Source organism: Hydrogenophaga sp. GW101-3F08 (assembly GCF_059424585.1).
In genome coordinates this window covers 681,000-703,282 of the sequence record NZ_JBWKZP010000001.1, presented here as the reverse complement: position 1 = coordinate 703,282, position 22,283 = coordinate 681,000, and the positions used below count along the sequence as shown (strand labels likewise).

Annotated in this window: 21 protein-coding genes; 16 read left to right on the top strand and 5 right to left on the bottom strand. The window is 70.7% G+C overall.

Annotated features, from left to right (window positions below; translation table 11 throughout):
- Positions 1–13 precede the first annotated feature (13 nt).
- From AC07YZ_RS03535 to AC07YZ_RS03465, 15 genes are all read left to right on the top strand, one after another.
- A complete protein-coding gene (locus AC07YZ_RS03535) occupies positions 14–1,015 on the top strand; it encodes a FecCD family ABC transporter permease (protein ID WP_413465805.1) in 1,002 nt (333 codons plus the stop codon).
- 16 nt (positions 1,016–1,031) lie between these two features.
- Positions 1,032–1,832, top strand: a complete 801-nt coding sequence (locus tag AC07YZ_RS03530; RefSeq protein ID WP_494793724.1) for an ABC transporter ATP-binding protein — start codon at positions 1,032–1,034, stop codon at positions 1,830–1,832.
- Positions 1,833–1,847: 15 nt separating this feature from the next.
- Entirely contained in the window at positions 1,848–2,513 is a 666-nt protein-coding gene (cobO, locus tag AC07YZ_RS03525; protein ID WP_494793723.1) for a cob(I)yrinic acid a,c-diamide adenosyltransferase, read from the top strand.
- A 6-nt stretch (positions 2,514–2,519) separates the two neighbouring features.
- Entirely contained in the window at positions 2,520–3,209 is a 690-nt protein-coding gene (bluB, locus tag AC07YZ_RS03520) for a 5,6-dimethylbenzimidazole synthase (RefSeq protein WP_494793722.1), read from the top strand.
- A 33-nt stretch (positions 3,210–3,242) separates the two neighbouring features.
- Positions 3,243–4,280 carry a biotin synthase BioB gene (gene bioB / locus AC07YZ_RS03515; protein WP_494793721.1) on the top strand — a complete coding sequence of 346 codons (1,038 nt, stop codon included), beginning with the start codon at positions 3,243–3,245 and terminating at the stop codon, positions 4,278–4,280.
- Between the two features lie 5 nt (positions 4,281–4,285).
- The gene (bioA, locus tag AC07YZ_RS03510) at positions 4,286–5,665 is read left to right on the top strand and encodes an adenosylmethionine--8-amino-7-oxononanoate transaminase (protein ID WP_494793720.1); all 1,380 of its coding nucleotides are present in this window, start codon (positions 4,286–4,288) and stop codon (positions 5,663–5,665) included.
- Complete coding sequence (gene bioD / locus AC07YZ_RS03505) at positions 5,655–6,335, top strand: dethiobiotin synthase (protein ID WP_494793719.1); 681 nt, start codon at positions 5,655–5,657, stop codon at positions 6,333–6,335. Before bioA ends, bioD begins: the two co-directional genes overlap by 11 nt.
- An 11-nt stretch (positions 6,336–6,346) precedes the next feature.
- Complete coding sequence (locus tag AC07YZ_RS03500) at positions 6,347–7,612, top strand: aminotransferase class I/II-fold pyridoxal phosphate-dependent enzyme (RefSeq protein WP_494793718.1); 1,266 nt, start codon at positions 6,347–6,349, stop codon at positions 7,610–7,612.
- Between the two features lie 4 nt (positions 7,613–7,616).
- Entirely contained in the window at positions 7,617–8,594 is a 978-nt protein-coding gene (gene cbiB / locus AC07YZ_RS03495) for an adenosylcobinamide-phosphate synthase CbiB (protein ID WP_494793717.1), read from the top strand.
- Positions 8,591–9,580: an aminotransferase class I/II-fold pyridoxal phosphate-dependent enzyme gene (locus tag AC07YZ_RS03490; RefSeq protein WP_494793716.1), complete on the top strand. Its 990-nt coding sequence runs from the start codon at positions 8,591–8,593 to the stop codon at positions 9,578–9,580. The genes cbiB and AC07YZ_RS03490 overlap by 4 nt, the downstream gene beginning before the upstream one ends.
- The gene (locus AC07YZ_RS03485; protein WP_494793715.1) at positions 9,577–11,169 is read left to right on the top strand and encodes a cobyric acid synthase; all 1,593 of its coding nucleotides are present in this window, start codon (positions 9,577–9,579) and stop codon (positions 11,167–11,169) included. The genes AC07YZ_RS03490 and AC07YZ_RS03485 overlap by 4 nt, the downstream gene beginning before the upstream one ends.
- Positions 11,170–11,185: 16 nt before the next feature.
- Complete coding sequence (gene cobT, locus AC07YZ_RS03480; RefSeq protein ID WP_226492717.1) at positions 11,186–12,253, top strand: nicotinate-nucleotide--dimethylbenzimidazole phosphoribosyltransferase; 1,068 nt, start codon at positions 11,186–11,188, stop codon at positions 12,251–12,253.
- A gap of 136 nt (positions 12,254–12,389) precedes the next feature.
- Complete coding sequence (locus AC07YZ_RS03475; RefSeq protein WP_494793714.1) at positions 12,390–13,199, top strand: adenosylcobinamide-GDP ribazoletransferase; 810 nt, start codon at positions 12,390–12,392, stop codon at positions 13,197–13,199.
- A gap of 10 nt (positions 13,200–13,209) precedes the next feature.
- Entirely contained in the window at positions 13,210–13,764 is a 555-nt protein-coding gene (locus AC07YZ_RS03470) for a histidine phosphatase family protein (protein WP_494793713.1), read from the top strand.
- A gap of 133 nt (positions 13,765–13,897) precedes the next feature.
- The gene (locus AC07YZ_RS03465) at positions 13,898–15,190 is read left to right on the top strand and encodes a DUF445 domain-containing protein (RefSeq protein ID WP_494793712.1); all 1,293 of its coding nucleotides are present in this window, start codon (positions 13,898–13,900) and stop codon (positions 15,188–15,190) included.
- Positions 15,191–15,315: 125 nt separating this feature from the next.
- On the opposite strand, the gene AC07YZ_RS03460 is transcribed toward AC07YZ_RS03465, so the two are convergent.
- Positions 15,316–16,212, bottom strand: a complete 897-nt coding sequence (locus AC07YZ_RS03460; protein ID WP_494793711.1) for an AraC family transcriptional regulator — start codon at positions 16,210–16,212, stop codon at positions 15,316–15,318.
- Between the two features lie 32 nt (positions 16,213–16,244).
- Here AC07YZ_RS03460 and AC07YZ_RS03455 point away from each other — a divergent pair, with 32 nt between their 5' ends.
- The gene (locus AC07YZ_RS03455; protein WP_494793710.1) at positions 16,245–16,865 is read left to right on the top strand and encodes a LysE family translocator; all 621 of its coding nucleotides are present in this window, start codon (positions 16,245–16,247) and stop codon (positions 16,863–16,865) included.
- 149 nt (positions 16,866–17,014) lie between these two features.
- On the opposite strand, the gene AC07YZ_RS03450 is transcribed toward AC07YZ_RS03455, so the two are convergent.
- The 4 genes from AC07YZ_RS03450 to AC07YZ_RS03435 all read right to left on the bottom strand — a co-directional run bounded on the left by AC07YZ_RS03450 (position 17,015) and on the right by AC07YZ_RS03435 (position 22,273).
- Positions 17,015–17,494, bottom strand: a complete 480-nt coding sequence (locus AC07YZ_RS03450; RefSeq protein WP_494793709.1) for a MerR family transcriptional regulator — start codon at positions 17,492–17,494, stop codon at positions 17,015–17,017.
- Positions 17,495–17,898: 404 nt separating this feature from the next.
- Positions 17,899–18,534, bottom strand: coding sequence for an endonuclease III (gene nth / locus AC07YZ_RS03445; protein WP_494793708.1), 636 nt, complete (start codon positions 18,532–18,534; stop codon positions 17,899–17,901).
- A 49-nt stretch (positions 18,535–18,583) separates the two neighbouring features.
- Entirely contained in the window at positions 18,584–19,084 is a 501-nt protein-coding gene (locus AC07YZ_RS03440) for a hypothetical protein (RefSeq protein WP_226492723.1), read from the bottom strand.
- A gap of 12 nt (positions 19,085–19,096) precedes the next feature.
- Positions 19,097–22,273, bottom strand: a complete 3,177-nt coding sequence (locus tag AC07YZ_RS03435; RefSeq protein WP_494793707.1) for a DUF6519 domain-containing protein — start codon at positions 22,271–22,273, stop codon at positions 19,097–19,099.
- Positions 22,274–22,283 lie beyond the last annotated feature (10 nt).

Genomic DNA, 22,283 nt, shown 5'->3' with positions numbered 1-22,283 from the left:
ACACCCCGCCGCCATGGCCCCCATGCCCCGCCCCGTCACCCGCGCGCTGAGCCTGGCCGTGGGGCTGGTGCTGCTCGGTGGGGTGCTCGGGGTGCTGGGCCTGGGGGTGGGCAGCACCGGTCTGGAAGCGGTGTGGACCATGCTCGCGGACCCGGTGGCCGCGCAGATCGTCTGGGACATCCGCGCGCCGCGCACCGTGGGTGCCTTCGCGGCCGGGGCCCTGCTGGGCCTGGCCGGCGCGGTGGCGCAGGGCCTGTTTCGCAACCCGCTGGCCGATCCGTTTCTGCTGGGCAGCGCTTCGGGCGCGTCGCTGGGCGTGGCGCTCGCGCTGGCGGGCCTGGGCGTCTCGCCGTTTGCCACGCAGTGGGTGGTGCGCCTGGGCCTGACCGGCGCGGCCTTCGTGGGCGCGGTGCTCGCGGTGCTGCTCACGCTGGCGCTGGCGCGCGGTGTGCAGCACACGCTGCGCCTGCTGCTCGCGGGGGTGGTGGTGGGGGTGGTGCTGGGCGCCATCACCTCGCTGGTCACGCTCAGCGTGCCCGAAATCCTGCAGGCCATGCAGGCCTTCATGCTGGGCTCCACCGGTTTCGTGGGCTGGGCCTCCTGCCTGCTCATGGGCGGCATCGGCTTCGTGTGCCTGCTGCTGGCCTGGGGCCTGTCGCGCGTGCTCGACGGCCTGGCGCTGGGCGAGGCCACGGCGCTCAGCCTGGGCCTGCCGCTGGTGCCGCTGCGTGCCGCGCTGGTGGGGGTGCTCGCGCTGGCCACCGGCACGGCCGTGGCGCAGACCGGCTTGATCGCCTTCGTGGGCCTGGCCGCGCCGCACCTGGTGCGCGCCGTGGTCAAGACCACCCACGCCTGGCTGGTGCTGCTCGCCAGCCTCATGGGCGGCGTGCTGCTGATGCTGGCCGACACCCTGGCGCGTGGCCTGATGGCGCCGCAGGAGCTGCCGGTGGGTGTGCTCACCGCGGTGCTGGGCGGCGGCTACCTGCTCTGGCTGATGCGCCGGCGGGTGGGGTAGGGCAAAGGAAGACCCGATGGATATCTGTACCGAACAAGCCACCGCACTGCAGGCGTTGAACCTGAGCGCCAGCCTGGGCCACGGCGCCGCGCACCGGCTGGTGCTGCACGGCATCGATGTGTCGCTCGCAGCGGGCCGCTGGACCAGCATCGTCGGCCCCAACGGCGCGGGCAAGTCGACCCTGCTGCGCGCGCTGGCCGGTGTGTTGCCGCACGGTGGCGAGGTCCTGCTGCACGGCGAGCCCATGCCCGGCATGGCGCCGCGCGAACGGGCCCGTGCCCTGGCCTGGCTGGCGCAGAGCGGCGCGGGCGAGGCCAGCGCCGACGACCTCACCGTGCACGACGTGGCGCTGCTCGGGCGCCTGCCGCACCAGGCCTGGCTGGCCCCGCCGAGCGACGCCGACCACGCGGCGGTGGAGCGCGCGCTGCGCCAGACCCAGGCCTGGGAATGGCGCGCGCGGCCGCTGGGCTCGCTCTCGGGCGGCGAACGCCAGCGCGTGTTGCTGGCGCGACTGCTGGCGGTCGAGGCCGGTGTGATGCTGATGGACGAGCCGCTGGCCAACCTCGACCCGCCGCACCAGGCCGACTGGATCGCGCTGGTGCGCGAGCTGGTGGGCCAGGGCCGCACGGTGGTGAGCGTGCTGCACGAGATCACGCTGGCGCTGATGGCCGACGACATTGTGGTGATGCAGCAGGGCCAGGTGCGCCACACCGGGCCCTGTGCCGAGCCTGCGGCGCACCGCGCGCTCGAAGCCGTGTTCGACCACCGCATCGCCATCCATCCCCTGGGCACGCGCTTCGTCGCGCTGCCCCCATAGACCCCAAGGAACCCCATGCAGATCGAAACCCCACCCACCGAGAAGCGCTACGAAAAACCCGAGGGCGAGCGCCGGGGCCTCGTGATAGTGCACACCGGCGACGGCAAGGGCAAGAGCACGGCCGCCTTTGGCCTGGCGCTGCGCGCGCTGGGCCGCACGCACGTGCACGGCAAGCGGGTGAAGATTTTCCAGTTTATGAAAGTGCCCAGCGCGCGCTTCGGCGAGCACCGCGTCTTCGAGTGGCTGGCGGAGGTCGGGCCGCCGCCGGGCCGCTCCCAAGGCGGGACCGCCCCCTCGGAGGGCAGCGAGCCGCAAGGCAGCGCAGCGTGGGGGCCCTTGATCGAGGGACTGGGCGATGGATTCAGCTGGAAGAGTCAGGACCTCGAACACTCCGCCCAGCTCGCGCGCGACGGCTGGCAGAAGGCGAAGGCGGCGATCCTCGGTGGTGAACACTTCATGGTCACGCTCGACGAGCTGACCTACCCGCTGATCTACGGCTGGCTGCCGCTGGACGATGTGCTGCAGACGCTGCGCGAGCGCCCACGCGACGTGCACGTGGTCATCACCGGGCGGCGCTGCCCACCCGAGATCATCGAGCTGGCCGACACCGTGACCGAGATGACCCTGGTGAAACACGCGTTCAAGGCGGGCATTCCCGCGCAGCGTGGCATCGAGGACTGAAGCCCCATGCCCCATTCGCCCACCCCCAGCCAGGCCTTCTCACCGGCCGAACGCGATGCCGTGTACCGCGCCATCTTCGAGCGGCGCGACATGCGCCACTTCGCGGGCGGGGCGGTCGCTCCGGAGGTGATGCAACGCCTGCTGACCGCCGCGCACCACGCGCCCAGCGTCGGGTTCATGCAGCCCTGGCGCTTCCTGCGCGTGGCGTCGCCGGCGTTGCGGCGCGCGCTGCAGGCGCTGGTGGAGCAGGAACGGGTGTTGACCGGGCATGCGCTGGGCCAGCGCGAAGACGCGTTCATGCGGCTCAAGGTGGAGGGGCTGATGGACGCGGCGGAAGTCTGGGTGGTGGCGCTGGCCGACGGCCGCGAGCGGCATGTGTTTGGCCGCAGGACCCTGCCGCAGATGGACCTGGCCTCGGTCGCCTGCGCCATTCAGAACCTCTGGCTCGCCGCGCGCGCCGAGGGGCTGGGCATGGGCTGGGTTTCGATGTTTGACCCGGTGGCCGTGGCCTCACTGCTGGGCATGCCCGCCGGGGCCGAGCCCGTTGCCTTGCTGTGCATCGGGCCGGTGCACCATTTTTACGAGGAGCCGATGCTCCAGCAGCAGCGCTGGGCCCAGCGCAGTGCGCTGGACAATATGCTGTTTGAAGACGCCTGGGGCCAGCCCCTGGGCCAACGTGAAACGGTGGCGGGGTGACCCCCCGTTGCTTGAACCCTAGGAGACCTACCGATGACCACGACCACCCTTCCTGCCGCCGGGCAGCCCCTGCATTTCCATGCCCCGCGCAAAGCACCGGCTCCCGCGGTCGACACCGGCCGGCGGGTCTGGGCGGTGGACGAGGTCCAGGCGCTGTTCGACCTGCCGTTCTCCGATCTCATGTACCGCGCGCAGACCGTGCACCGCGAGCACTTCGACCCGACCGAGGTGGAGCTGGCCACGCTGTTGTCGGTGAAGACCGGCGGCTGCCCCGAAGACTGCGGCTACTGCCCGCAGTCGGTGCATTTCGACACCGGCGTTGAGGCCGGCAAGCTCATGGGCGTGGACGCGGTGCGCGAGGCCGCCCAGCGCGCCCGGCAGGCCGGGGCCACGCGCTTTTGCATGGGGGCGGCCTGGCGCGCGCCCAAGGACCGCGATGTGCAGGCCGTGGCCGAGCTGGTGCGCGCCGTGAAAGAGGAAGGCCTGGAGGCCTGCGCCACCCTGGGCATGTTGTCCGAGGGCCATGCCGAAACCCTGCGCGACGCTGGCCTGGATTACTACAACCACAACCTGGACAGCGCGCCCGACTTCTACGGCGAGGTGATCACCACGCGCGACTACCAGGACCGACTGGACACGCTGGAGCGCGTGCGCGGCGCGGGCGTGAAGGTGTGCTGCGGCGGCATCGTGGGCATGGGCGAGTCGCGCCTGCAGCGCGCCGCGCTGGTGGCCCAGCTCGCCAACCTCTCGCCCGACTATCCCGAGTCGGTGCCGATCAACCACCTGGTGAAGGTGGCGGGCACGCCGCTGGCCGACCAGCCCGACCTGGACCCGCTGGAATTCGTGCGCACCATCGCCGTGGCGCGCATCACCATGCCGCGCGCGCGGGTGCGCCTGTCGGCCGGGCGCCAGCAGATGAGCGATGCCGTGCAGGCCCTGTGTTTCGTGGCCGGTGCCAATTCCATCTTCTACGGCGACAAGCTGCTGACCACCGGCAACCCCGACGTGGAACGCGACCGCGAACTGCTCAAGCGCCTGGGCCTGAAAACCCGCCACACCTTCGGCGGTTGACGCCGATGACCGGCGTGTCGACCAACGCCGCCTGGCGCCAGCGCAGCCTGGCCGCCGTGTGGCATCCCTGCACACAGATGAAGCTGCACGCGCCCGATGGCGCGGCGTTGCCACTGATCCCGGTGGCGCGGGCCGAGGGCGTGTGGCTGCACGACCACGAAGGCCGGCGCTATCTGGACGCGATCAGCTCCTGGTGGGTCAACCTGTTCGGCCACAACCACCCCGCGATCCGCGCCGCGCTGGTGGACCAGCTCAACACGCTGGACCACGTGATGCTGGCCGGTTTCACCCACGCGCCGGTGGTTGAACTCTCCGAGCGGCTGGCCGCGCTCACCGGCCTGGGCCACGCCTTCTACGGCAGCGACGGCGCCAGCGCCACCGAGATCGCGCTGAAGATGAGCGCCCACCATTGGCGCAACGCCGGGCGCGCGCGCAAGAACCGGTTTGTCGGCGTGGCCGGGGGTTACCACGGCGAGACCGTGGGCGCGCTGGCCGTGACCGACATTGCGCTGTTTCGCGAAGCCTACGCGCCGCTGGTGCGCCTGGCCGCCACCGTGCCCAGCCCCGACGCCCGCGGCGCGGCACCGGGCGAATCGCCCGCCGACGTGGCCGAGCGCGCTGCTGCGGCGCTGGGCGATTGGCTGGCCGAGCACCACGAAGAAACCGCGGCGCTGATCGTCGAGCCGCTGGTGCAGTGCGCCGCCGGCATGGCCATGCACGACCCCGTGTACCTGCGGCGCGCGCGCGCGCTCTGCGACCGCTACCAGGTGCACCTGGTGCTGGACGAGATCGCGGTCGGCTTTGGCCGCACCGGCACCCTGTTCGCGCACGAGCAGGCGGGCATCCGCCCCGACTTCCTGTGCCTCTCCAAAGGCCTGACCGGTGGCACGCTGCCGCTGTCGGTGGTGCTCACCACCGACGCGGTGTACGCCGCCTTCTACGACGACGAGGTGGCGCGCGGCTTCCTGCATTCGCACAGCTACACCGGCAACCCGCTGGCCTGCCGCGCCGCGCTGGCCACGCTGGATCTGTTTGACCAGACCGACGCCCTGCGCCAGAACGTGGTCACCAGCGAGCGCCTGGCCGCGCAGTTCGCGCCGCTCGCGGCCCACCCCCGCGTGCGTTTCGCGCGACGCAAGGGCATGGTCTTCGCATGGGACGTGGTCAGCAGCCTGCCCGACTTCGGCCGCCGCTACGCCCGCCACGCGCTGGCGCAGGGGCTGCTGCTGCGCCCCATCGGCCACACGCTCTACGCCATGCCGCCCTATGTGATCGACGAGGCCGAGGGCGAGCTGCTGGCTCGCGGAGCATTGGCCGCGCTGCAGGCCGCGCTGGCCGAGGAAACGGAGCCTGTGCCGGTGGCGGGAGACCGCGATGGCGTTTGACGGCTGCTTCGTCACCGGCACCGACACCGGTGTGGGCAAGACGCTGGTGAGCGCGGCGCTGCTGCACACGCTGGCGCGCCGGCACCGCCGCGTGGTCGGCATGAAGCCGGTGGCGGCGGGCCTGGTGCAGCAGGGTGGCGAGTGGGTGGCGGAAGACGCGATGGCCCTGCGCGCCGCGTCCACCGTGGCCGTGCCGCCCGAACTGGACTGCCCTGTGGCGCTGCCCGAGCCGCTGTCGCCGCACCTGGCGGCCGCGCGCGCGGGCCGGCGCGTGGGCGTGGCCGAGCTGGTGGCCGCGCACCGCAAGCTGCGGAGCCTGGCCGACGTGGTGCTGGTGGAGGGCTCGGGGGGCTGGCGCGTGCCGCTGAACGAAGACGAGACCCTGGCCGACCTGGCGGTGGCACTGGCCCGGCCGGTGGTGCTGGTGGTGGGCCTGCGGCTGGGTTGCCTGAACCACGCGCTGCTGAGCGCCGAGGCCATCCGCGCCGACGGCCTGCACCTGGCCGGCTGGGTGGCCAATGCGATCGACCCCGGCATGGCTTGCCGCGACGAAAACATGGACACGCTGCGCCACTGGCTGCCAGCGCCGCTGCTGGGCGTCGTGCCCTGGCACCCACAAACCCCCGACGCACGCCAGATCGTGCTGAACCTGCCCGACACCTGGCGATGAAGGATCTGCAAATGAGCTGGTTGAACGAATTCGATGACCGCCTGGCCGCGCTGGACGCGCAGGCGCTGCGCCGCGTGCGCCGAGCCGTGGTGCCCGAGCAGGGCGCCCGGCTCAACGTGGACGGCGTGTCCCTGCTGGCCTTCTGCAGCAACGACTATCTGGGCCTCGCGCAAGACCCGTTGCTGCGCCAGGCGGTGCACGCCGCGGTGGACCGCTACGGCGTGGGCTCCGGGGCCTCGCCCATGGTGAGCGGCCACAGCGTGGCCAACGCGGCGCTGGAGCGCGAGCTGGCCGAGGCCGTGGGCCTGCCGCGCGCCCTGTATTTCTACGCCGGCTACGCCACCAACGCCAGCACCGTGCCGGCCTTGGTGGGCGAGGGCGATGCGCTGTTTTCCGACGCGCTGAACCACGCCTGCCTGATCGACGGCGCGCGCCTGTCTAAGGCCACGGTGCACCGCTTCCCCCATGGCGATCTGGCCCGGCTCGACGCCTTGCTGGCCGCCAGCCCGGCGCGCCGCAAGCTGGTGATCAGCGACGCGGTGTTCAGCATGGACGGCGACGTGGCCGACATCGCCGGCCTGCACGCGCTGTGCGAGCGGCACGACGCGCTGCTGCTGCTTGACGATGCGCATGGCTTTGGCGTGCTGGGGCCGCAGGGCCGTGGCGCGCTGGCCGCCGCCGGTCTCACCGGCGCCCAGGCGTCGCCGCGCGTGCTCTACATGGCCACGCTGGGCAAGGCGCTGGGCGTGGCGGGCGCTTTCGTGGCCGGGCCCGAGCGCCTGGTGGAGTGGTTGCTGCAGAAGACCCGCAGCTACACCTACGCCACCGCCGCGCCGGCCTTGCTGGCCGAGGCCGTGCGCGCCGGCCTGTGCTGTGTGCTCGGCGCCGACGGCGAGCGCCGGCGGCAGCACCTGGCCGCGCTGATTGCCCAACTGCGCGAAGGCCTGGCGCCCGGGGCCAACGCCGCGGTGGACGCCGCCGGCTGGACCCTGATGCCCTCGCACACCGCGATCCAGCCCCTGGTGATCGGTGACAACGAAGCCGCGCTGACCGTGATGGCCGCGCTGCGCGAGCAGGGCATCTGGGTGCCCGCGATTCGCCCGCCCACGGTGCCGGCGGGCACCGCGCGGCTGCGCATCGCGCTGTCGGCCGCGCACCAGGCCGAGGACGTGGACGCCCTGCTGGGCGCGCTGCGGGCCGCTGCGGCCGGCTTGAGCGCGGGCCGTGCCGAAGAGCCGGGCCAGCGCCGCGTGGCTGTGGCTGCGTTGGAGGCTTGAGCCCATGGCCGAGCTGGCAGCGCTGCCGACCTGGACCGTGATGGCCTTCGCCATCGGGGTGGCGCTGTTCATCGACCGCTGCTGGGGCGAGCCGCCGCCCCGCTGGCACCCGGTGGTGTGGATGGGCCACTACCTCGGGGTGCTGGGTCGGCGCATCGCGCCGGTGATGGGCGGGCCGGCGGCCGGTGCGGCGCGGCCGTTCGTGGCGGGCGCGCTGGCCTGGGCCTTCGGGGCGCTGCTGGTGGTGGTGATCGCGTTCGCGGCGACCCGGGCCGTGAGCGGAGGGCCGACCTGGCTGCAGGCGCTGGCGCTGGGGGTGCTGCTCAAGCCGATGCTGGCCTGGCGCATGCTGCGCGACGAGGTGCGCGCGGTGGAGCGGGCGCTGGGCGTGTCCACCGAGGCGGGGCGCGCGCGCCTGGCCTGGCTGGTCAGCCGCGACGTGGCACCGCTCAGCGAGCGCGAGGTGCGCGAAAGTGCCATCGAGACCCTGGCGGAAAACCTCAACGACTCGGTCGTGGCACCGCTGTTCTGGTTTGTCGTGGCCGGCCTGCCCGGCGCGGCGCTGTACCGCTTCGCCAACACGGCCGATGCCATGTGGGGCTACCGCGGCGAGCGCCAGGGCCGCGACTGGAGCTGGGCCGGCAAGTGGGCGGCGCGGGCCGACGATGTGTTGTCTTGGCTGCCCGCGCGCATCACGGCCGCATTGCTGGGTCTGCTGGGTGCGGCGGGCAGGCTGCGGCAGTTGCCGGTGCAGGCGGGCCTGACGCCCTCACCCAACAGCGGCTGGCCCATGGCCGCCATGGCGCTGGCGCTGGACGTGCGCCTGGGCAAACCCGGTGTCTACACCTTGCATCCCCACGGGCGCGGCGCACTGCCGGCCGACACCGCCCAGGCCTTGCGGCTGGCGGGCCGTGTGGTGTTTACTTGTGCCCTGTTGGCCGCGGTCTGGGCAGCGGCGGGTTTCTGGAGCCTGTTTCGATGACACATCCACACGGCGGCCCCGACGCGATGGGCGTGCCCCGCTGGGACTTTTCCACCAACGCCAACGCTTGCGGGCCAAGCCCCATGGCGCTGGCCGCGGTGCGGCAGGCCGACGCGGCGCATTACCCCGACCCGCGCCACACAGCGCTGCGCGAGGCGCTGGCCGGGTTCCACAGCGTCGCGGTCGAACGCATCGTGATCGCGGCCAGCGCCAGCGAGTTCATCGCTCGCATCAGCGCCAGCGTGGCCCGCGCGGGCGGGCAGCGCGCCTGGTGGCCCGTGCCCGCTTACGGCGACTACGCGCATGCCGCGCAGGCTTGGGGTCTGCAGCGGGTGAACGATCCCGCGCAGGCCGACCTGCTGTGGCTGTGCGAACCGTCGAGCCCGCTGGGCAGCGCCGAAGCCATGGCGAGCACCGTGGCGCAGCAGGGCGGTGTGATCGTGATCGACCGCGCCTACGAGCCGCTGCGCCAGTCCGGCCGCTGCAGCCTGGGTGTCGACGCGCTGGACCGCCTCTGGCAGCTCTGGACGCCCAACAAGGCGCTGGGTCTGACGGGGGTGCGCGGCGCCTACGCCATCGCGCCGGTGCAGAGCCAGGAGCTGGCGCGCGCGCTGGAGCGGCTGGCGCCGTCCTGGCCGCTGGGCGCGCATGGCGTGGCGATGCTGCGGGCGTGGGTGCGGGCCGATACACAACAATGGCTGACCGAGAGCCTGGTGAGCCTGCGTGACTGGAAAGCGCAGCAGATGGCCCTGTTGGCCGGGCTGGGCTGGACCTGCCTGCCCAGCGAGGCGAACTACTTCTGCGCCCGCGCACCCGTAGCCCTGGATACACCGGCCCTGCGTGCCCAGGGCATCAAGTTGCGCGACACGACCTCGCTCGGCCTGTCCGGCCACTGGCGCCTGGGTGTGCGGTCGCCCGCCGCGCAGGCGGCCCTGCGCGATGCCTTGCAGAGCACCCCGTTGCGCTGCGTGGAGGTGTCCGCATGACCGCCGTCTGCGTGATGGTGCTCGGCACCACCAGCGGCGCGGGCAAGAGCTGGCTGACCACGGCGCTGTGCCGCCACTACGCGCGCCAGGGGCTGAAAGTTGTCCCGTTCAAGGCGCAGAACATGAGCAACAACGCTCGGGTGGTGCTGGGGCCCCAAGCTGAAACAGCCCCCACGGAGGGCAGCGACCCGCGTGGGCGGTGGAGCGTGGGGGCGGAAGCGTTCACCGCCGGGCCGCCCCAAGGTGAAACAGCCCCCTCGGGGGGCAGCGACCCGCGTGAGCGGTGGAGCGTGGGGGCAGAAATCGGTTCTGCGCAGTACTTTCAGGCCCTGGCCGCGCGGGCCGAACCCGACGTGCGCATGAACCCGCTGCTGCTCAAGCCCGAGGCCGATACGCACAGCCAAGTGGTGCTGATGGGGCAGGTGAGCCAGGCGCTGTCGGAGATGCCGTGGCGCGGTCGCAGTCTGCACGTCTGGCCCCAGATCGCCGCCGCGCTGGATGCGCTGCGCGCCGAGAACGACGTGGTGGTGATCGAGGGTGCGGGCTCGCCGGCCGAGATCAACCTGCACGGCAGCGACATCGTCAACATGCGGGTGGCGCTGCACGCGCAGGCGCGCTGTCTGCTGGTGACCGACATCGACCGCGGTGGGGCCTTCGCCCACCTTTACGGCACCTGGGCGCTGCTGCCGGCCGACGAGCAGGCGCTGATCCGCGGCTTTGTGCTCAACAAGTTCCGTGGCGACGCCGCGCTGCTCGCGCCCGCGCCGCGGATGCTGCAGGACCTGACCGGCGTGCCGGTTGTCGCCACGCTGCCGATGTGGTGGCAACACGGCCTGCCGGAAGAAGACGGCGTTTTCGATGACCGCACCCTCGCTTGCGGCGCGGTGCGGAAAACGATCGCCGTGATCGCCTGGCCGCGCATCAGCAACCTCGACGAGTTCCAGCCGCTGAAGAACGTGCCCGGCCTGCGCCTGGTCTGGGCGCGCACGCCAGCCGACTGCGTGGGCGCCGACTGGATCGTGCTGCCGGGCTCCAAGTCCACGGCGGCCGATCTGGCCTGGCTGCGCGCGCAGGGGCTGGACCGCGCCGTGGCCGCGCACGCCGCGCAGGGCGGGGCGGTGCTGGGCGTGTGCGGTGGGCTGCAGGTGTTGGGCGAGGCGCTGATCGACCCGCACGGCATCGACGGCAACGCGCCCGGCCTGGGCCTGCTGCCGCTGGTGACGCGCTTCGACCTGCAAAAAACCGTGCGCCACACCGAGTCCCGGTTTGGCGCGCTCACCGGCCCCTGGGCCCCGCTCTCGGGCGTGACCGCGGCGGGCTACGAAATCCACCACGGGCAGACCACCCAACACCCGGCCATGGCCGCCAAGGGCGACGTGGCGCGCGAGGTGTTGCCCGGCCTGGGCTGGCAGAACGCCGCTGGCAACGTGCTCGGCGTCTACCTGCACGGCCTGTTCGAAGACCCGCGCGTGCTGCACGCGCTGTTTGGGGCCACCGCGCCCACGCTGGAGACCGTGTTCGACGGCCTGGCCGATTTCATTGAATCCCATTTCGAGCCCGGCGTGCTCGACCAACTCATCCAACCCTGAACCCCTGGAGCCTGCCATGTCCTACACACCACCCGCCATCGCCGACATCGCGCAAACCGCGCTCGCCGAGCGCCTGCAGCACAAGCTGGACAACAAGACCAAGCCGCTGGGCTCGCTCGGCCGCATCGAGGCCCTGGCCCAGCGCATCGGCCTGATCCTGGGCAGCGAAACGCCTGAGCTGAAAGCGCCGCAACTCGTGGTGTTCGCCGGCGACCACGGCCTGGCCGCGCGCGGCGTCTCGGCCTACCCGAGCGACGTGACCTGGCAGATGGTGGAAAACTTCCTGGCCGGCGGTGCCGCGGTGAGCGTGCTCGCGCGGCAACACGGCATCGGCCTCACGGTGGTGGACTGCGGCGTGCGGCACGACTTCGCGCCGCGGCCCGGGCTGGTGAACTGCAAGGTCGCACCGGGCACCGCCGACGCGCTCGAAGGCCCGGCCATGAGCGCCGATCAGTGCCAGACCGCCCTGGCCAACGGCGCGGCGCTGGTGCGCGATCTGCCGGGCAACGCGCTGCTGCTGGGCGAGATGGGCATCGGCAACACCTCGGCCGCCTCGATGCTGCTGGCGCGCCTGGCCGGCCTGGCCGTGGCCGACTGCACCGGTGCCGGCACCGGCCTGGACGCCGAGGCCGTGCAGCGCAAGATCGGCATCCTGCGCCAGGTGCTGGAGCGCCACCCCGATGCCAAGGACCCGCTGGCCGCGCTGGCCGCGTTTGGCGGCTTCGAGATCGCCACCATGGTGGGCGCCGTGTTGCAGGCGGCCAGCGAGCGCCGTGTGATCGTGGTCGACGGTTTCATCGCCAGCGCCGCCGTGCTCGTGGCCAGCCATGTGCAGCCCAACGTGCTGCAGCGCTGCGTGTTCGCGCACCGCTCGGGCGAACGGGGCCACGCGCTCATGCTCTCGCACCTGCGCGCCGAGCCGCTGCTCGATCTGGGCCTGCGCCTGGGCGAAGGCTCGGGCGCCGCCATGGCCTGGCCGCTGCTGCAAAGCGCCTGCGCCGTCCTGTGCGAGATGGCGAGCTTCGAGTCGGCCGGTGTGTCGCGGCAGGACGAAGCCCCGGCCGACACCGCACCCGCCGCCTGAGACACAGAGGAACGCCGTGGAGCAAGGCCCCCCCACCAAGAGCAGCCGTGGAACCGGCTTCGCCGGGCCACAGGTTGCATCGTCTCCCCTCCCGCAGAAGAGGGGGGAAGACGCGCAGCGGCGCAGGGGGGTGTCCATGCCGCTTCGCCACTTTTTGCTTGCGTTGCAGTTCTTCACCCGCATCCCGGTCACGGGGCGCCTGGCCGACTGGGTGGGCTTTTCGCCCGCCATGCTGCGCGCGAGCGCCGCGCATTTCCCGGGTGTGGGCTGGGTGGTGGGCGGGCTCACGGCGGTGGTGTTCTATGGGCTTCTGATGCTGCTGCCCGCCCAACCCGCGGCGCCCTGGGTCGCGGCCGTCGCCTGCACCGTCTTCAGCGTGCTGCTCACCGGTGCGTTCCATGAAGACGGGCTGGCCGACACGGCCGATGGCCTGGGCGGCAGCCCGAGCCGCGAGCGTGCGCTGGAGATCATGAAGGACTCGCGCATCGGCAGCTACGGCGCGGTGGCGCTGGTGCTGGCCTTTCTGAGCAAGGCGGCGTTGCTGGCGCTGCTGGCGCAGGCGGGCGGCACGCTGCTGGCGACGGCGGGCCTGTTCGCGGCGCACATCAGCTCGCGCCTCATGCCGCTGTTCATCATCCGCACGCTGCCGCACGTGGGCGATACGCCCACCTCCAAGTCCAAGCCGCTGGCCGAGAGCATCGGCAACGCCGGTCTGGCCACTGGCCTGCTCTGGTGGGCGCTGGCCATGGCGCTGGTGGGCTGGGCACTGCCGGGCGCGCCCTGGCCGCAGGCGGTGCTGGGTGCTTTGCTGGGCCTGGCCTGGATGTGGCGCTTGCTGCGCCGGCGGCTGCAGGGTTTCACCGGCGACGGTCTGGGCGCCACGCAGCAGGTGAGCGAGCTCGGGTTCTACCTCGGGCTGGTGCTGTGCCTGCCCGCCACGCCATGAGGGCGCGCGCATGACGCTCTGGCTGTTGCGCCACGCGCCGGTGGTGCTCGACGCCGGGCGCTGCTACGGCGCCACCGACGTGCCCGCGAACCTGGCGCTCACGAGCCAGGCCGCGCGGTCGATGGCGGCGCTGCTGCCCGAGGGCGCGCCGCTGTGGGTCTCGGGCCTGCAGCGCGCCCAGCAGCTCGCGCGTGAATTGCACACACTGCGGCCCGACCTGGGCGCGCCCGCCACCGACACGCGGCTGAACGAAATGAACTTCGGTCGCTGGGAGCTCAAGCGCTGGGATGCCATCCCGCGCCAGGCCTTTGACGTCTGGCTGGCCGATTTCGCGCACCACCGCTTTGGCGGCGCCGAGAGCGTGCAGCAGCTGATCGACCGCGTGGCCGTGGCGCTGGCGGTGGTGCGCCTGAAACAGCAGGGCCAGGCCGTCTGGGTGACCCACGCGGGCGTGATCCGCGCCGTGCAATATCTGGTGGCCAACGGCAGCGCGCCGATCAGCGACGTGGACCAGTGGCCCCGCGAGGCGCCGGAGCCTGGGGGGCATCTGTGTCTGACGCTGTGATGCGGTTTTGCCTGCAAACGTATCACCGCGTTGGTTCGCCTTGCCGTGCTGCAGCACGGTCTGCGGCTCCCGCCTTGTTCCACGCTTGAATGCAACACCGCATGTGCCGCCTCCAGCGTGCACACTGGCGCCCATGAAGAGCCCGTCGCCACGCCCTCCCGCCAGCCTGGCCCGCATGAAAGCGCTGGCCCTGGGCCTGCTGCTGTTCGCCGCCCTGGTGTATGTGCTGGCCACGCTGCTGGGGCCGCGCCACCTGGCCTGGGGTTACGTGGCGGCCGCGGCCGAGGCGGCCATGGTGGGGGCGTTGGCCGACTGGTTCGCGGTGGTCGCGCTGTTCCGCCACCCGCTGGGTCTGCCCATTCCCCACACGGCCATCATTGCCGCCAACAAGGACCGCCTGGGCGCGCAGCTGGCGCGTTTTCTGGGCGAACATTTCCTGACCGCCGAACACGTGCGGCCCACGCTGGCGCGCTGGGACCTGAGCCTGGAGGCCGGCCAGTGGCTGACCCGGCCCGAGTCGGCGCAGCGCGTGGGCGAGTGGCTGCGGCAGGCCACGCCGGCCATCCTGTCCGCGCTCGACCAGGCGCCCGTGCGCCAATGGGTGGCGCGGCTTGCGCAGCGCCTGCTGCGCGAGGTGGACCTATCGGCGCTCGGTGGCCAGGCGCTGGGCGCGCTCACCGAACACGGCCACCACCAGCAGTGGCTCAACGGCCTGCTCCAGCAGCTCTCGAGCTGGGCCGGGCAGGACGCCGTGCAGGAGCGGCTCACGGACGCCATCGCGCGCGAACTCAAGGAGCTCAAATACGTCGGGCTCGACCAGGTGGCCGCTCGCCTGGCCACGCGCAAGCTGGTGGCCGCGCTCACCCGCACGCTTGCCGAGGTGGCGCAGGACCCCGATCACGAGCTGCGCCACCGCTTCGACGGCTGGATGGCCGATGCCATCGAGCGGCTGCAGCACGATGCCGACTGGCGTGCCCGTGTGGCGCTCTGGCGCGATGCCTGGTTGGCCCAGCCGGCCTGGAGCGCCCCCATCGAGGCCTGGTGGCGCGCGCTCATGGGCCACCTGAGCGAGGAGGCCATGAAGCCCGAGACCGCGCTGGCCGAGCGCATCGCCAGCGTGGTGCAGACCGTGGGGCAGCAGTTGCTGGCCGACGAGGCGCTGCGTGGCTGGATCAACGCCCAGGCACAACACGTCTTGCTGCGAGCGCTGGACGGCAGCCGCGAGAGCATCGTCGGCTTCGTGGCGCAGCGGGTGCAAGCCTGGGACGCTCAGGAGATGAGCCGCGTGCTCGAAAACAACATCGGCCGCGATCTGCAGTTCATCCGCATCAACGGCACGCTCGTGGGGGCGCTGGTGGGGCTGGTGCTGCACGCTGTCACGGTGATCGCGCTGGATCTTCCGCAAGTGCAGTCCTGGGTGAGATAGCTCTCTCCGCGCCGCGTGCAGTGTGCGTTGTCATGGTCAAATTCTTTCGGACACCGAGACAAGCCGAGAAGGTAAAAGTCGGATCCGTACACATGCCACTCGTCATCGCCAGCCCCTGCGTTCTTCTACGGAACGCAACGACCGTTCTTCAGGGGCGGTACGACCTTGCCCACGTCGGCGCTTCGCAGCGCTGCAAAGTGGCGCGGTGTCAGGCCGAAGGCTGCCTTGAATTGACGGGTCATATGGGCTTGATCTGCAAAACCGGCTTCGACGGCAAGGTCGGCCAAAGATACGCAGTGGCCCAGTTGTTCGCGTACATACTCAAGACGGCGCATCAGCAGATAGCGATAGGGCGAGGTGCCGAAGCGGCTCTTGAACTGCGTGCACAGCTCGAAGCGCGACAGACCGCAAAGCTTTTCCAGTTCGACGGAACGCACCACGCGACGAAAATTCTCCGTCAGGAAATCGCTTGTTTTCCTGAGCGCAACCAGGTCCAACGCGCGTGGTGGCGCGGTGGCCTTTTCGCCTGAACTCGCCCTCAGGAGGCCTGACACCACGGCATGCACCAATGCGTCCGCCCGCAGGGGCTCCATCGTGCCGTCGAAAGCGTGCGTGAGCACGTCGGCCAGCGTCCGATCCGTCACGACAGGATTGGTGATGAAGGGCAGGGCACAGTGGCTGGGAGCGATGGCGCGTACGGCGTCGAAAACGCGGCCGGGATCGACGTAGAGCGTCCGGTAGGCAAAGCCCTGCGCAGTCGCCGCGCGGCCATCGTGCGCCTCGTCAGGGTGGAGGATCACCAACTGCCCGGGCAGGCTGTGGTGCACCGTGCCTCGGTAGTCGAACGCTTGCACTCCCTGCTCGGTCAGGCAGACGGTGTAGGTGTCGTGGCGGTGTTTGGCATAGGCCTCCCGATACAGACGCGCGCGCAGTCGGGAGACGCCTGCACTCGCAGGCGCGTCCGCCAACCATGCGGCGTGCGAGGAGGCTTCACAAGATCGTTCAAGACGGATGCCTTGCATAGCGATATACCCAATCCTTTCCTCAACCAACGATGAATTTCACCATGTCGCAACAAGAGCTGCTTGCATTTTTAGTCTTTGCCATTGTTGCTGCTGTGACGCCAGGTCCCAGCAACGTGCTTGTGATGGCCGCAGGCGCGCGGGCCGGCTTCAGAGGCGGTTTGCCTTGCCTTGCGGGCGTTGTGATTGGGATGGCCGCGCTGATGAGCGCCGCCACGTTCGGCCTAGGTGGGTTCATCAATGCCTATCCCACGTCGCTTGCGATTCTGAAGTGGGGTGGTTCCCTCTTCCTGCTGTGGCTGGCTTGGAAGGTCGCAAGCGCTCCGGCTATGCGTCCATCAAACGGTGCCACGGCGCGCACCGAACCTGTCGGATTCCGAGCTGCACTGGCCTTCCAGTGGGTCAACCCCAAGTCCTGGGTTGTGAGTGTCAGCGCTGCGGCTGCCTATTCGGGAAGTGGCGACCTCGGGATTCTGGAACGAGCCCTTTTGCTCGGCGGATTGTTCGCGGTGGCGGCGGCACCAAGCTGTGCGGTATGGCTGGCGTTCGGTGCCTCGATGCAGCGATGGTTGACCAACGAGCGCCGCTCACAAGTGTTCAACATTGGGATGGGCATCGCGCTGGTTGGTTCGGTGTGGTTCGTATTGCGTTAGCCAGATGTCCCCTCCCTTCGTCGGGCTGGGTTCGAAACCGGGCAAGGGTCATCTGCACGCGCTGGAAGGGGCCGGTGCCCGGCCACGCGGAGCCCGCAGCCAACCCAAGTCCGATGGCAATCAGGGATGGCGTTCCAGCGTAACGCGGATCACGAGCAGCAACCGGTCGTTTCGGTCGAAGCGGACAGGCCTTGGCGAAGGTCGGTCAGGATGGTGCAGTCGGGCGCGGGGCCGCCGGCACAGCCCTCGCTGCAGGCCCGGACATAACGCGACAGACTTCGCTCCAGGCGGCGCAACTCAGCCATCTTGGCCCGCACGGCCGTGAGATGCCCCTGGGCAATCGCGCGGGCCTCCACGCAGTCGCGCTCGGCGCTGGTCGACAGCGTGACGAGCTCGCGGGTCTCATCGATGGAAAAACCCAGGTCGCGGCAGTGCCGGATGAGGATGAGCACGTCTTGCACCGACTCCGGGTAGACACGATGACCGCTCTCGCGGCGCATGGCCGTCGGTATCAAGCCCACTTCCTCGTAGTACCGGAGGGCGGATACCGCGAAGCCGACCCGCTTGGCCAGGACGCCAATGGTCAACAGTTCGGGTGGGGGTTCTGTGGTGGTTGCGGGTTTTTTCACTGCGGGCCTTGTATCTCAAGTTGCTTGAGATTTTACAGTTGGCCCACGGGAATCGACCCGCATGGATCAACTGGAGAAGACGCGTGAAAAAACCTGTATTGACAGCCCTGGGCGTGGCCGGAGCGTGTGTGGCCTGCTGCACCATCCCCTTGGCGATCCCATTGTTCGGGGGAGCGGCTGCGCTTGGGCTGACGTCCTGGCTGGGCGTGCATTTCCAGATCGCTCTGGAGTGGCTGGTGCTGGTGGTGATGGTGTCCATGGCGGCGCTGGTCTGGGGCACCATGGTCCTGGCGCGTCGCAGGCGCGCCAGGACATGCGAAAGTGGGCCATCGAGCGGAGGTGCGTGTGCGGTGAGCCCAGACGCCGAGGGATGCGGCTGCGCCCCTCGGTAGGAGCGGTCGGTATCAGCCCAGCGTCTTCGGCTTGAAATCGCAGTACGCCGACACCGCGCATTGGTGGCACAGCGGCTTGCGCGCCTGGCACACATAGCGCCCGAGCAGGATCAGCCAGTGGTGCGAGTCCACCGCGTAGGCGGGCGGCACGCGTTTCATCAGCTGCTGTTCCACCGCCAGCGGCGTTTTGCCCGGGGCCAGGCCGGTGCGGTTGCTGACGCGGAAAATGTGCGTGTCCACGGCCATGGTGGGCTGGCCGAAGGCCACGTTGAGCACCACGTTGGCGGTCTTGCGGCCCACGCCGGGCAGGGCCTCCAGCGCCTCGCGCGTGCGCGGCACCTCGCCACCGTGGCGCTCCACCAGCATCTGGCAGGTCTGCATCAGGTGCTTCGCCTTGCTGCGGTACAGACCGATGGTCTTGATGTACGACTCCAGGCCCTCCTGCCCCAGCGCCAGAATTTTCTGCGGCGTGTTCGCCACCGGGAACAGCTTGCGCGTCGCTTTGTTCACGCCCACGTCGGTGGCCTGGGCCGAGAGCAGAACGGCGGTCAGCAACTCGAACACGCTGGTGTATTCGAGCTCGGTGACGGGGTGCGGGTTGGCGGCTTGGAGGGTGGCGAAGAAGGCTTCGATGGCGGCGGGTTTCATGCCGCGCAGTGTAGCGGGGCAGGGCGCGAGGAAGGCCCCGCGCCAAGCTTCAAGCACTCGCCTGCTTCAGGTCTTTCAGCATGTCCTGGATCGCCGCCTCCACCGTTTTCGCGCGCTCCGCGAGCTCCTTGCCGCGCAGTTCCAGTGCCTTGGTGGTCAGTGCGGCCTGTTCTTTCAGTTCGGGCGATTTTTCCAGGGCGCGTTTGAAGGCGTCGCTGCGGATCAGGGCGCTGTGTTCCTTGTTGTCGGCCAGGCCCTGCTGGGTGCGTTGGGCCAGTTGTTTGCCGTAGCCGGCCAGCGCCTCGCCGATCTCGCTGGCGACCTGGGCCGGCGGGTCGTCCACTTCACGGCGGGCCTTGGGCCGCAGCTCCGGGATGTCGGGCACCTTGAGCACGGCGCCCTTGGGCAGGGTGCTCAGGTCGCTCAGCCGCGGGTTGGCTTTCAGGATGGCGGCTTCGGCCTTTTCGCGCTGCTTGGGCGTCAGGCGTTCGAACATGACGTCGGCGATCTCGGCCACGGATTTTTCGCCTCGGAAGCTGGTGATCGGCATGGCAAGACTCCTTCAGAGACCGATGACGTTGGTCAGGTTGATGTCGGCCGGGGTGGGCGTGCCGCCTTGCACCACGATCGGGCCGGTGCTGGTGTTGCCCATCACGATGGCGCGCTTCAGCTCGGGGAACAGGAACAGGGTCTGCAGGTCCCCCAGGCCGATCAGCCGGTTGTTGCTGGCGTTGAGCGTGCGCGCCCCGAGCTGACCGATAACCGGTTGCGCGCTGCTCTCGCCCACCGCTTCGCAGTGGTTGGTGTTGAACAGGCAGTCGACGACGCCGGTGCAGCGGTTCAGCGGCACCGAAGAGTGGTGGCCGCGCAGCCGGTTGCCGCGGATGGACAGGATGCCCGTGCGCGCGGGCACCGCCGCCGCCAGGCTTTCGGTCAGCAGGAAGCCCGCTTCGCCCGCCGAGATGAAGCTGGCCATGGCGAAGTGGGTGAAGCGCACGCCGCTGCCGGGCGCGATGTTGATCGCCCGCCAGGCCAGCGGCTCGGGCTTCTGGCCGTCGTCGCCAATGCGCTCCACCTGGTTGTCGTCGATCGCGCAGTGTTCAAACGGCGGCGGCACATGCAGGCCGCTGATCTGGCCGCTGCCGCGGTCCGGGCCGATGCCGAAGCAGCGGTTGCCCGCGATGCGCAACTGCCCCATGGCCAGCGCGCGCACCGCGTCAATCGCGGGCGAGCCGGTGGCCGTGCGCGCGACCCGGCCCAGGCTGTTGTCGAGCAGGTCGGCGCGCTCCACGCGGACCAGCTGGATCGCTGCGAAAGCGGTGTTCTCCACGTTGGCGGCCTGGCCGAGGTCGTGGCACTGGTTGCCTGAAAAGCGCAGCACGCCGGCCGAGGCGCTGCGCGCCATCACCAGCGCGCCGAGCCCGAGCTGTTCGAAATGGTTGTCGCTGATCACCGCGTGTTCGACGCGGTGGTTGATCACCACACCGTTGCCCCGCAGCGCGCGCAGGCGATTGCCGCCGATGCGCGCGCGATCCAGCGCCACCGGGTCCAGGCCCTCTTCGAGCACGATGCCGTCGCCGCTGCGCTCGTTGGAGCCGGATATCTCGTTGCCCTCGATGCACAGGCCATCGACCCCGGCCCGGATGCCGTCGCCGGCGGTGTAAATGACGTTGCTGGTGATGTCCATGGGCGAGCCGGGCAGGGTGGCACCGGTGGCGACCACGGCGGCCTGATTGCCCACCAGCATCAGGTTGTCCACGATGCGCGTGCTGCCGAAATGCAGGCTGATGCCGTCGAGGTTGACCGCGCGCTGGCTGCAGAACATCAGGTTGCGCGCGATCCGCAGTTCGGCGGTGAGCAGGTGCTTGCGTTCGCGGTCGGTCACCGCCGCGATGCCGCGTTCGGCCACCAGCGCGCACTGCTCGATCTTCGCGCCGAGCACGTTGCCGGCCAGCCCGATGGCCACGCTGGTGCCGTCGCCCACCGACAGGCCTAGCACGTTGATGTGCTGCGCGAGCAGGTCGATCACCTGGGTGGCCAACAGCATGGCGGTGGTGCCCGAGGTGCGTGCCGCGCCGAGCAGGCTGAGGTTTTCCAGCGCCACGCCGTTGCTCTCGCTGATGTTCACCACGGTGCCGGGCTCGGTGCCCTGCAGCACGGTGGCCCAGCCCTGGCCGCGGATGCGCAGCGAGCGCGCGCCCTCGATGTTCAGCGGCGCCGACAGGTTGTAGCTGCCGATGCCCAGGCAGACCGTGCCGCCGGTGGCCTTGAGGCTGTCCACCGCCTGTTGCAGCGTGGCGCTGCCGTTGTTGTGGTTTTCCGCGCTGACGCAGACCGAGCAATCGCAGCCGTGGCCTTCGGGCATGGGCGGCCACAGCGTGCGGCAGTCGGTCTCGGCGTCGGGGAAGTTCACCACGGCGAGCCGGGCGTGGTGGTGGTGGATGCCCAGCGGCGGGGCGCGGTCCAGTTCTTCGATCTTGGCGTTGGTGCTGCGCGCGGCGAACACCCAGTGGTCGCCGCTGCGGAACAGGCCACCGGCCGGATCGAGGCTGAACTCAACCAGGATGCCGTGTTCCAGAAACAGGCGCGTGCCCAGCGGCGGGATCAGGACCTCGCCGGTGCTGGCGGGCGCGTCCAGGTCCTGGCCGGCCACCGCGCTGCCGTCTTCGCGGCGCACCTGGCCCGACTGGTCCCAGCGCCGCACCCGGGTGTTGCGCAGCGGGTCGGTGGCCTGTTGCGCATCGGTGGGGAACAGGCCGGCGCTCAGCGGCTGGTCAAAAGTCAGCGTGCGCGCGATCGGGTCCACCCCGCTGGCGGCGCGGACGCGGCGCAGCTCGCCGGGCAGGCCGTGCAGCTCGCGGTGGTCGTCGGTGACTTCGACCCAGTCGCCGTCGTTGAAGCGCAGCACGTCGTCGCGCCCGATGCTCTCCATCGTGACGCGGTCGCGCGCCGGGTTGATGTGGGTCGCGCGCGAGGCCACGCTGGCGTTGTCGCGCGACCACTTGAAGGTGGCCGTGCCGAGCGCGCCGCCCTGGTGCACCTCCACCCGGTAGAGCTGGTTTTCCAGCCCGCGGTAGCCCGCGGCGGGTGGCACGCTGCAGGGGTTGGGCTCGAAGCCGGGGTCGCCGGTGGCGGTGGACAGGCGCGCGGCCGAGGGCGCGGTGGCGGCCACCCAGGCGGGAATGTCCTCGTCGGGCGTGGCGCAGCTGATCGCGCCGTCGATGGGCAGCAGCTTCACCTGCCACACCGTCTGGCGCCGGCCGGTGGTGTCCACGCCGACGGCCGGCTCGATGAGCCCGGGCGCCTGCAGCGCGGTCACGTCGCGTTGCCAGACGTCCAGGTACACCAGATGCGGCCCCGCGGCGGGCAGCGCGGGCGGGTCGGGGTAGTAAGGCTGGTCCAGGTAGTCCAGCGCGGTGGTGCCGGCGAGCTCGGCCAGGTGCGGGTCCCAGGCGTCGGGCGTGCCGCCGTGGTTTTCGGCCAGCAGGCCATCGACATACATGCGCCCCGCGCCGATGCTCAGGGCGCCACCGGCCGCCTCTATGCGAAAGCCGTCGGGCGTGGTGCGCGGCACCACGCTGCCGTTGAAGGTGTCCCAGCTGCCGGCCTGCAGGCGCCGGCCGAGCTGGGCCACCCACTCGTTCCAGTCCGCATCCAGCTGGACGCGGCCCTGTTGCATGACCACGCCCAGGAAGTCCTGGCGGGCGTCAAAGCGCACGCGGCTCAGATCGAAACTCATGGTGCTCCCT

Coding starts and splice junctions, on each gene's coding strand:
- AC07YZ_RS03535 (WP_413465805.1), top strand. CDS start 14: ATGGCCCCCATGCCCCGCCCCGTCACCCGCGCGCTGAGCCTGGCCGTG.
- AC07YZ_RS03530 (WP_494793724.1), top strand. CDS start 1,032: ATGGATATCTGTACCGAACAAGCCACCGCACTGCAGGCGTTGAACCTG.
- cobO (WP_494793723.1), top strand. CDS start 1,848: ATGCAGATCGAAACCCCACCCACCGAGAAGCGCTACGAAAAACCCGAG.
- bluB (WP_494793722.1), top strand. CDS start 2,520: ATGCCCCATTCGCCCACCCCCAGCCAGGCCTTCTCACCGGCCGAACGC.
- bioB (WP_494793721.1), top strand. CDS start 3,243: ATGACCACGACCACCCTTCCTGCCGCCGGGCAGCCCCTGCATTTCCAT.
- bioA (WP_494793720.1), top strand. CDS start 4,286: ATGACCGGCGTGTCGACCAACGCCGCCTGGCGCCAGCGCAGCCTGGCC.
- bioD (WP_494793719.1), top strand. CDS start 5,655: ATGGCGTTTGACGGCTGCTTCGTCACCGGCACCGACACCGGTGTGGGC.
- AC07YZ_RS03500 (WP_494793718.1), top strand. CDS start 6,347: ATGAGCTGGTTGAACGAATTCGATGACCGCCTGGCCGCGCTGGACGCG.
- cbiB (WP_494793717.1), top strand. CDS start 7,617: ATGGCCGAGCTGGCAGCGCTGCCGACCTGGACCGTGATGGCCTTCGCC.
- AC07YZ_RS03490 (WP_494793716.1), top strand. CDS start 8,591: ATGACACATCCACACGGCGGCCCCGACGCGATGGGCGTGCCCCGCTGG.
- AC07YZ_RS03485 (WP_494793715.1), top strand. CDS start 9,577: ATGACCGCCGTCTGCGTGATGGTGCTCGGCACCACCAGCGGCGCGGGC.
- cobT (WP_226492717.1), top strand. CDS start 11,186: ATGTCCTACACACCACCCGCCATCGCCGACATCGCGCAAACCGCGCTC.
- AC07YZ_RS03475 (WP_494793714.1), top strand. CDS start 12,390: ATGCCGCTTCGCCACTTTTTGCTTGCGTTGCAGTTCTTCACCCGCATC.
- AC07YZ_RS03470 (WP_494793713.1), top strand. CDS start 13,210: ATGACGCTCTGGCTGTTGCGCCACGCGCCGGTGGTGCTCGACGCCGGG.
- AC07YZ_RS03465 (WP_494793712.1), top strand. CDS start 13,898: ATGAAGAGCCCGTCGCCACGCCCTCCCGCCAGCCTGGCCCGCATGAAA.
- AC07YZ_RS03460 (WP_494793711.1), bottom strand. CDS start 16,212: ATGCAAGGCATCCGTCTTGAACGATCTTGTGAAGCCTCCTCGCACGCC.
- AC07YZ_RS03455 (WP_494793710.1), top strand. CDS start 16,245: ATGAATTTCACCATGTCGCAACAAGAGCTGCTTGCATTTTTAGTCTTT.
- nth (WP_494793708.1), bottom strand. CDS start 18,534: ATGAAACCCGCCGCCATCGAAGCCTTCTTCGCCACCCTCCAAGCCGCC.
- AC07YZ_RS03440 (WP_226492723.1), bottom strand. CDS start 19,084: ATGCCGATCACCAGCTTCCGAGGCGAAAAATCCGTGGCCGAGATCGCC.
- AC07YZ_RS03435 (WP_494793707.1), bottom strand. CDS start 22,273: ATGAGTTTCGATCTGAGCCGCGTGCGCTTTGACGCCCGCCAGGACTTC.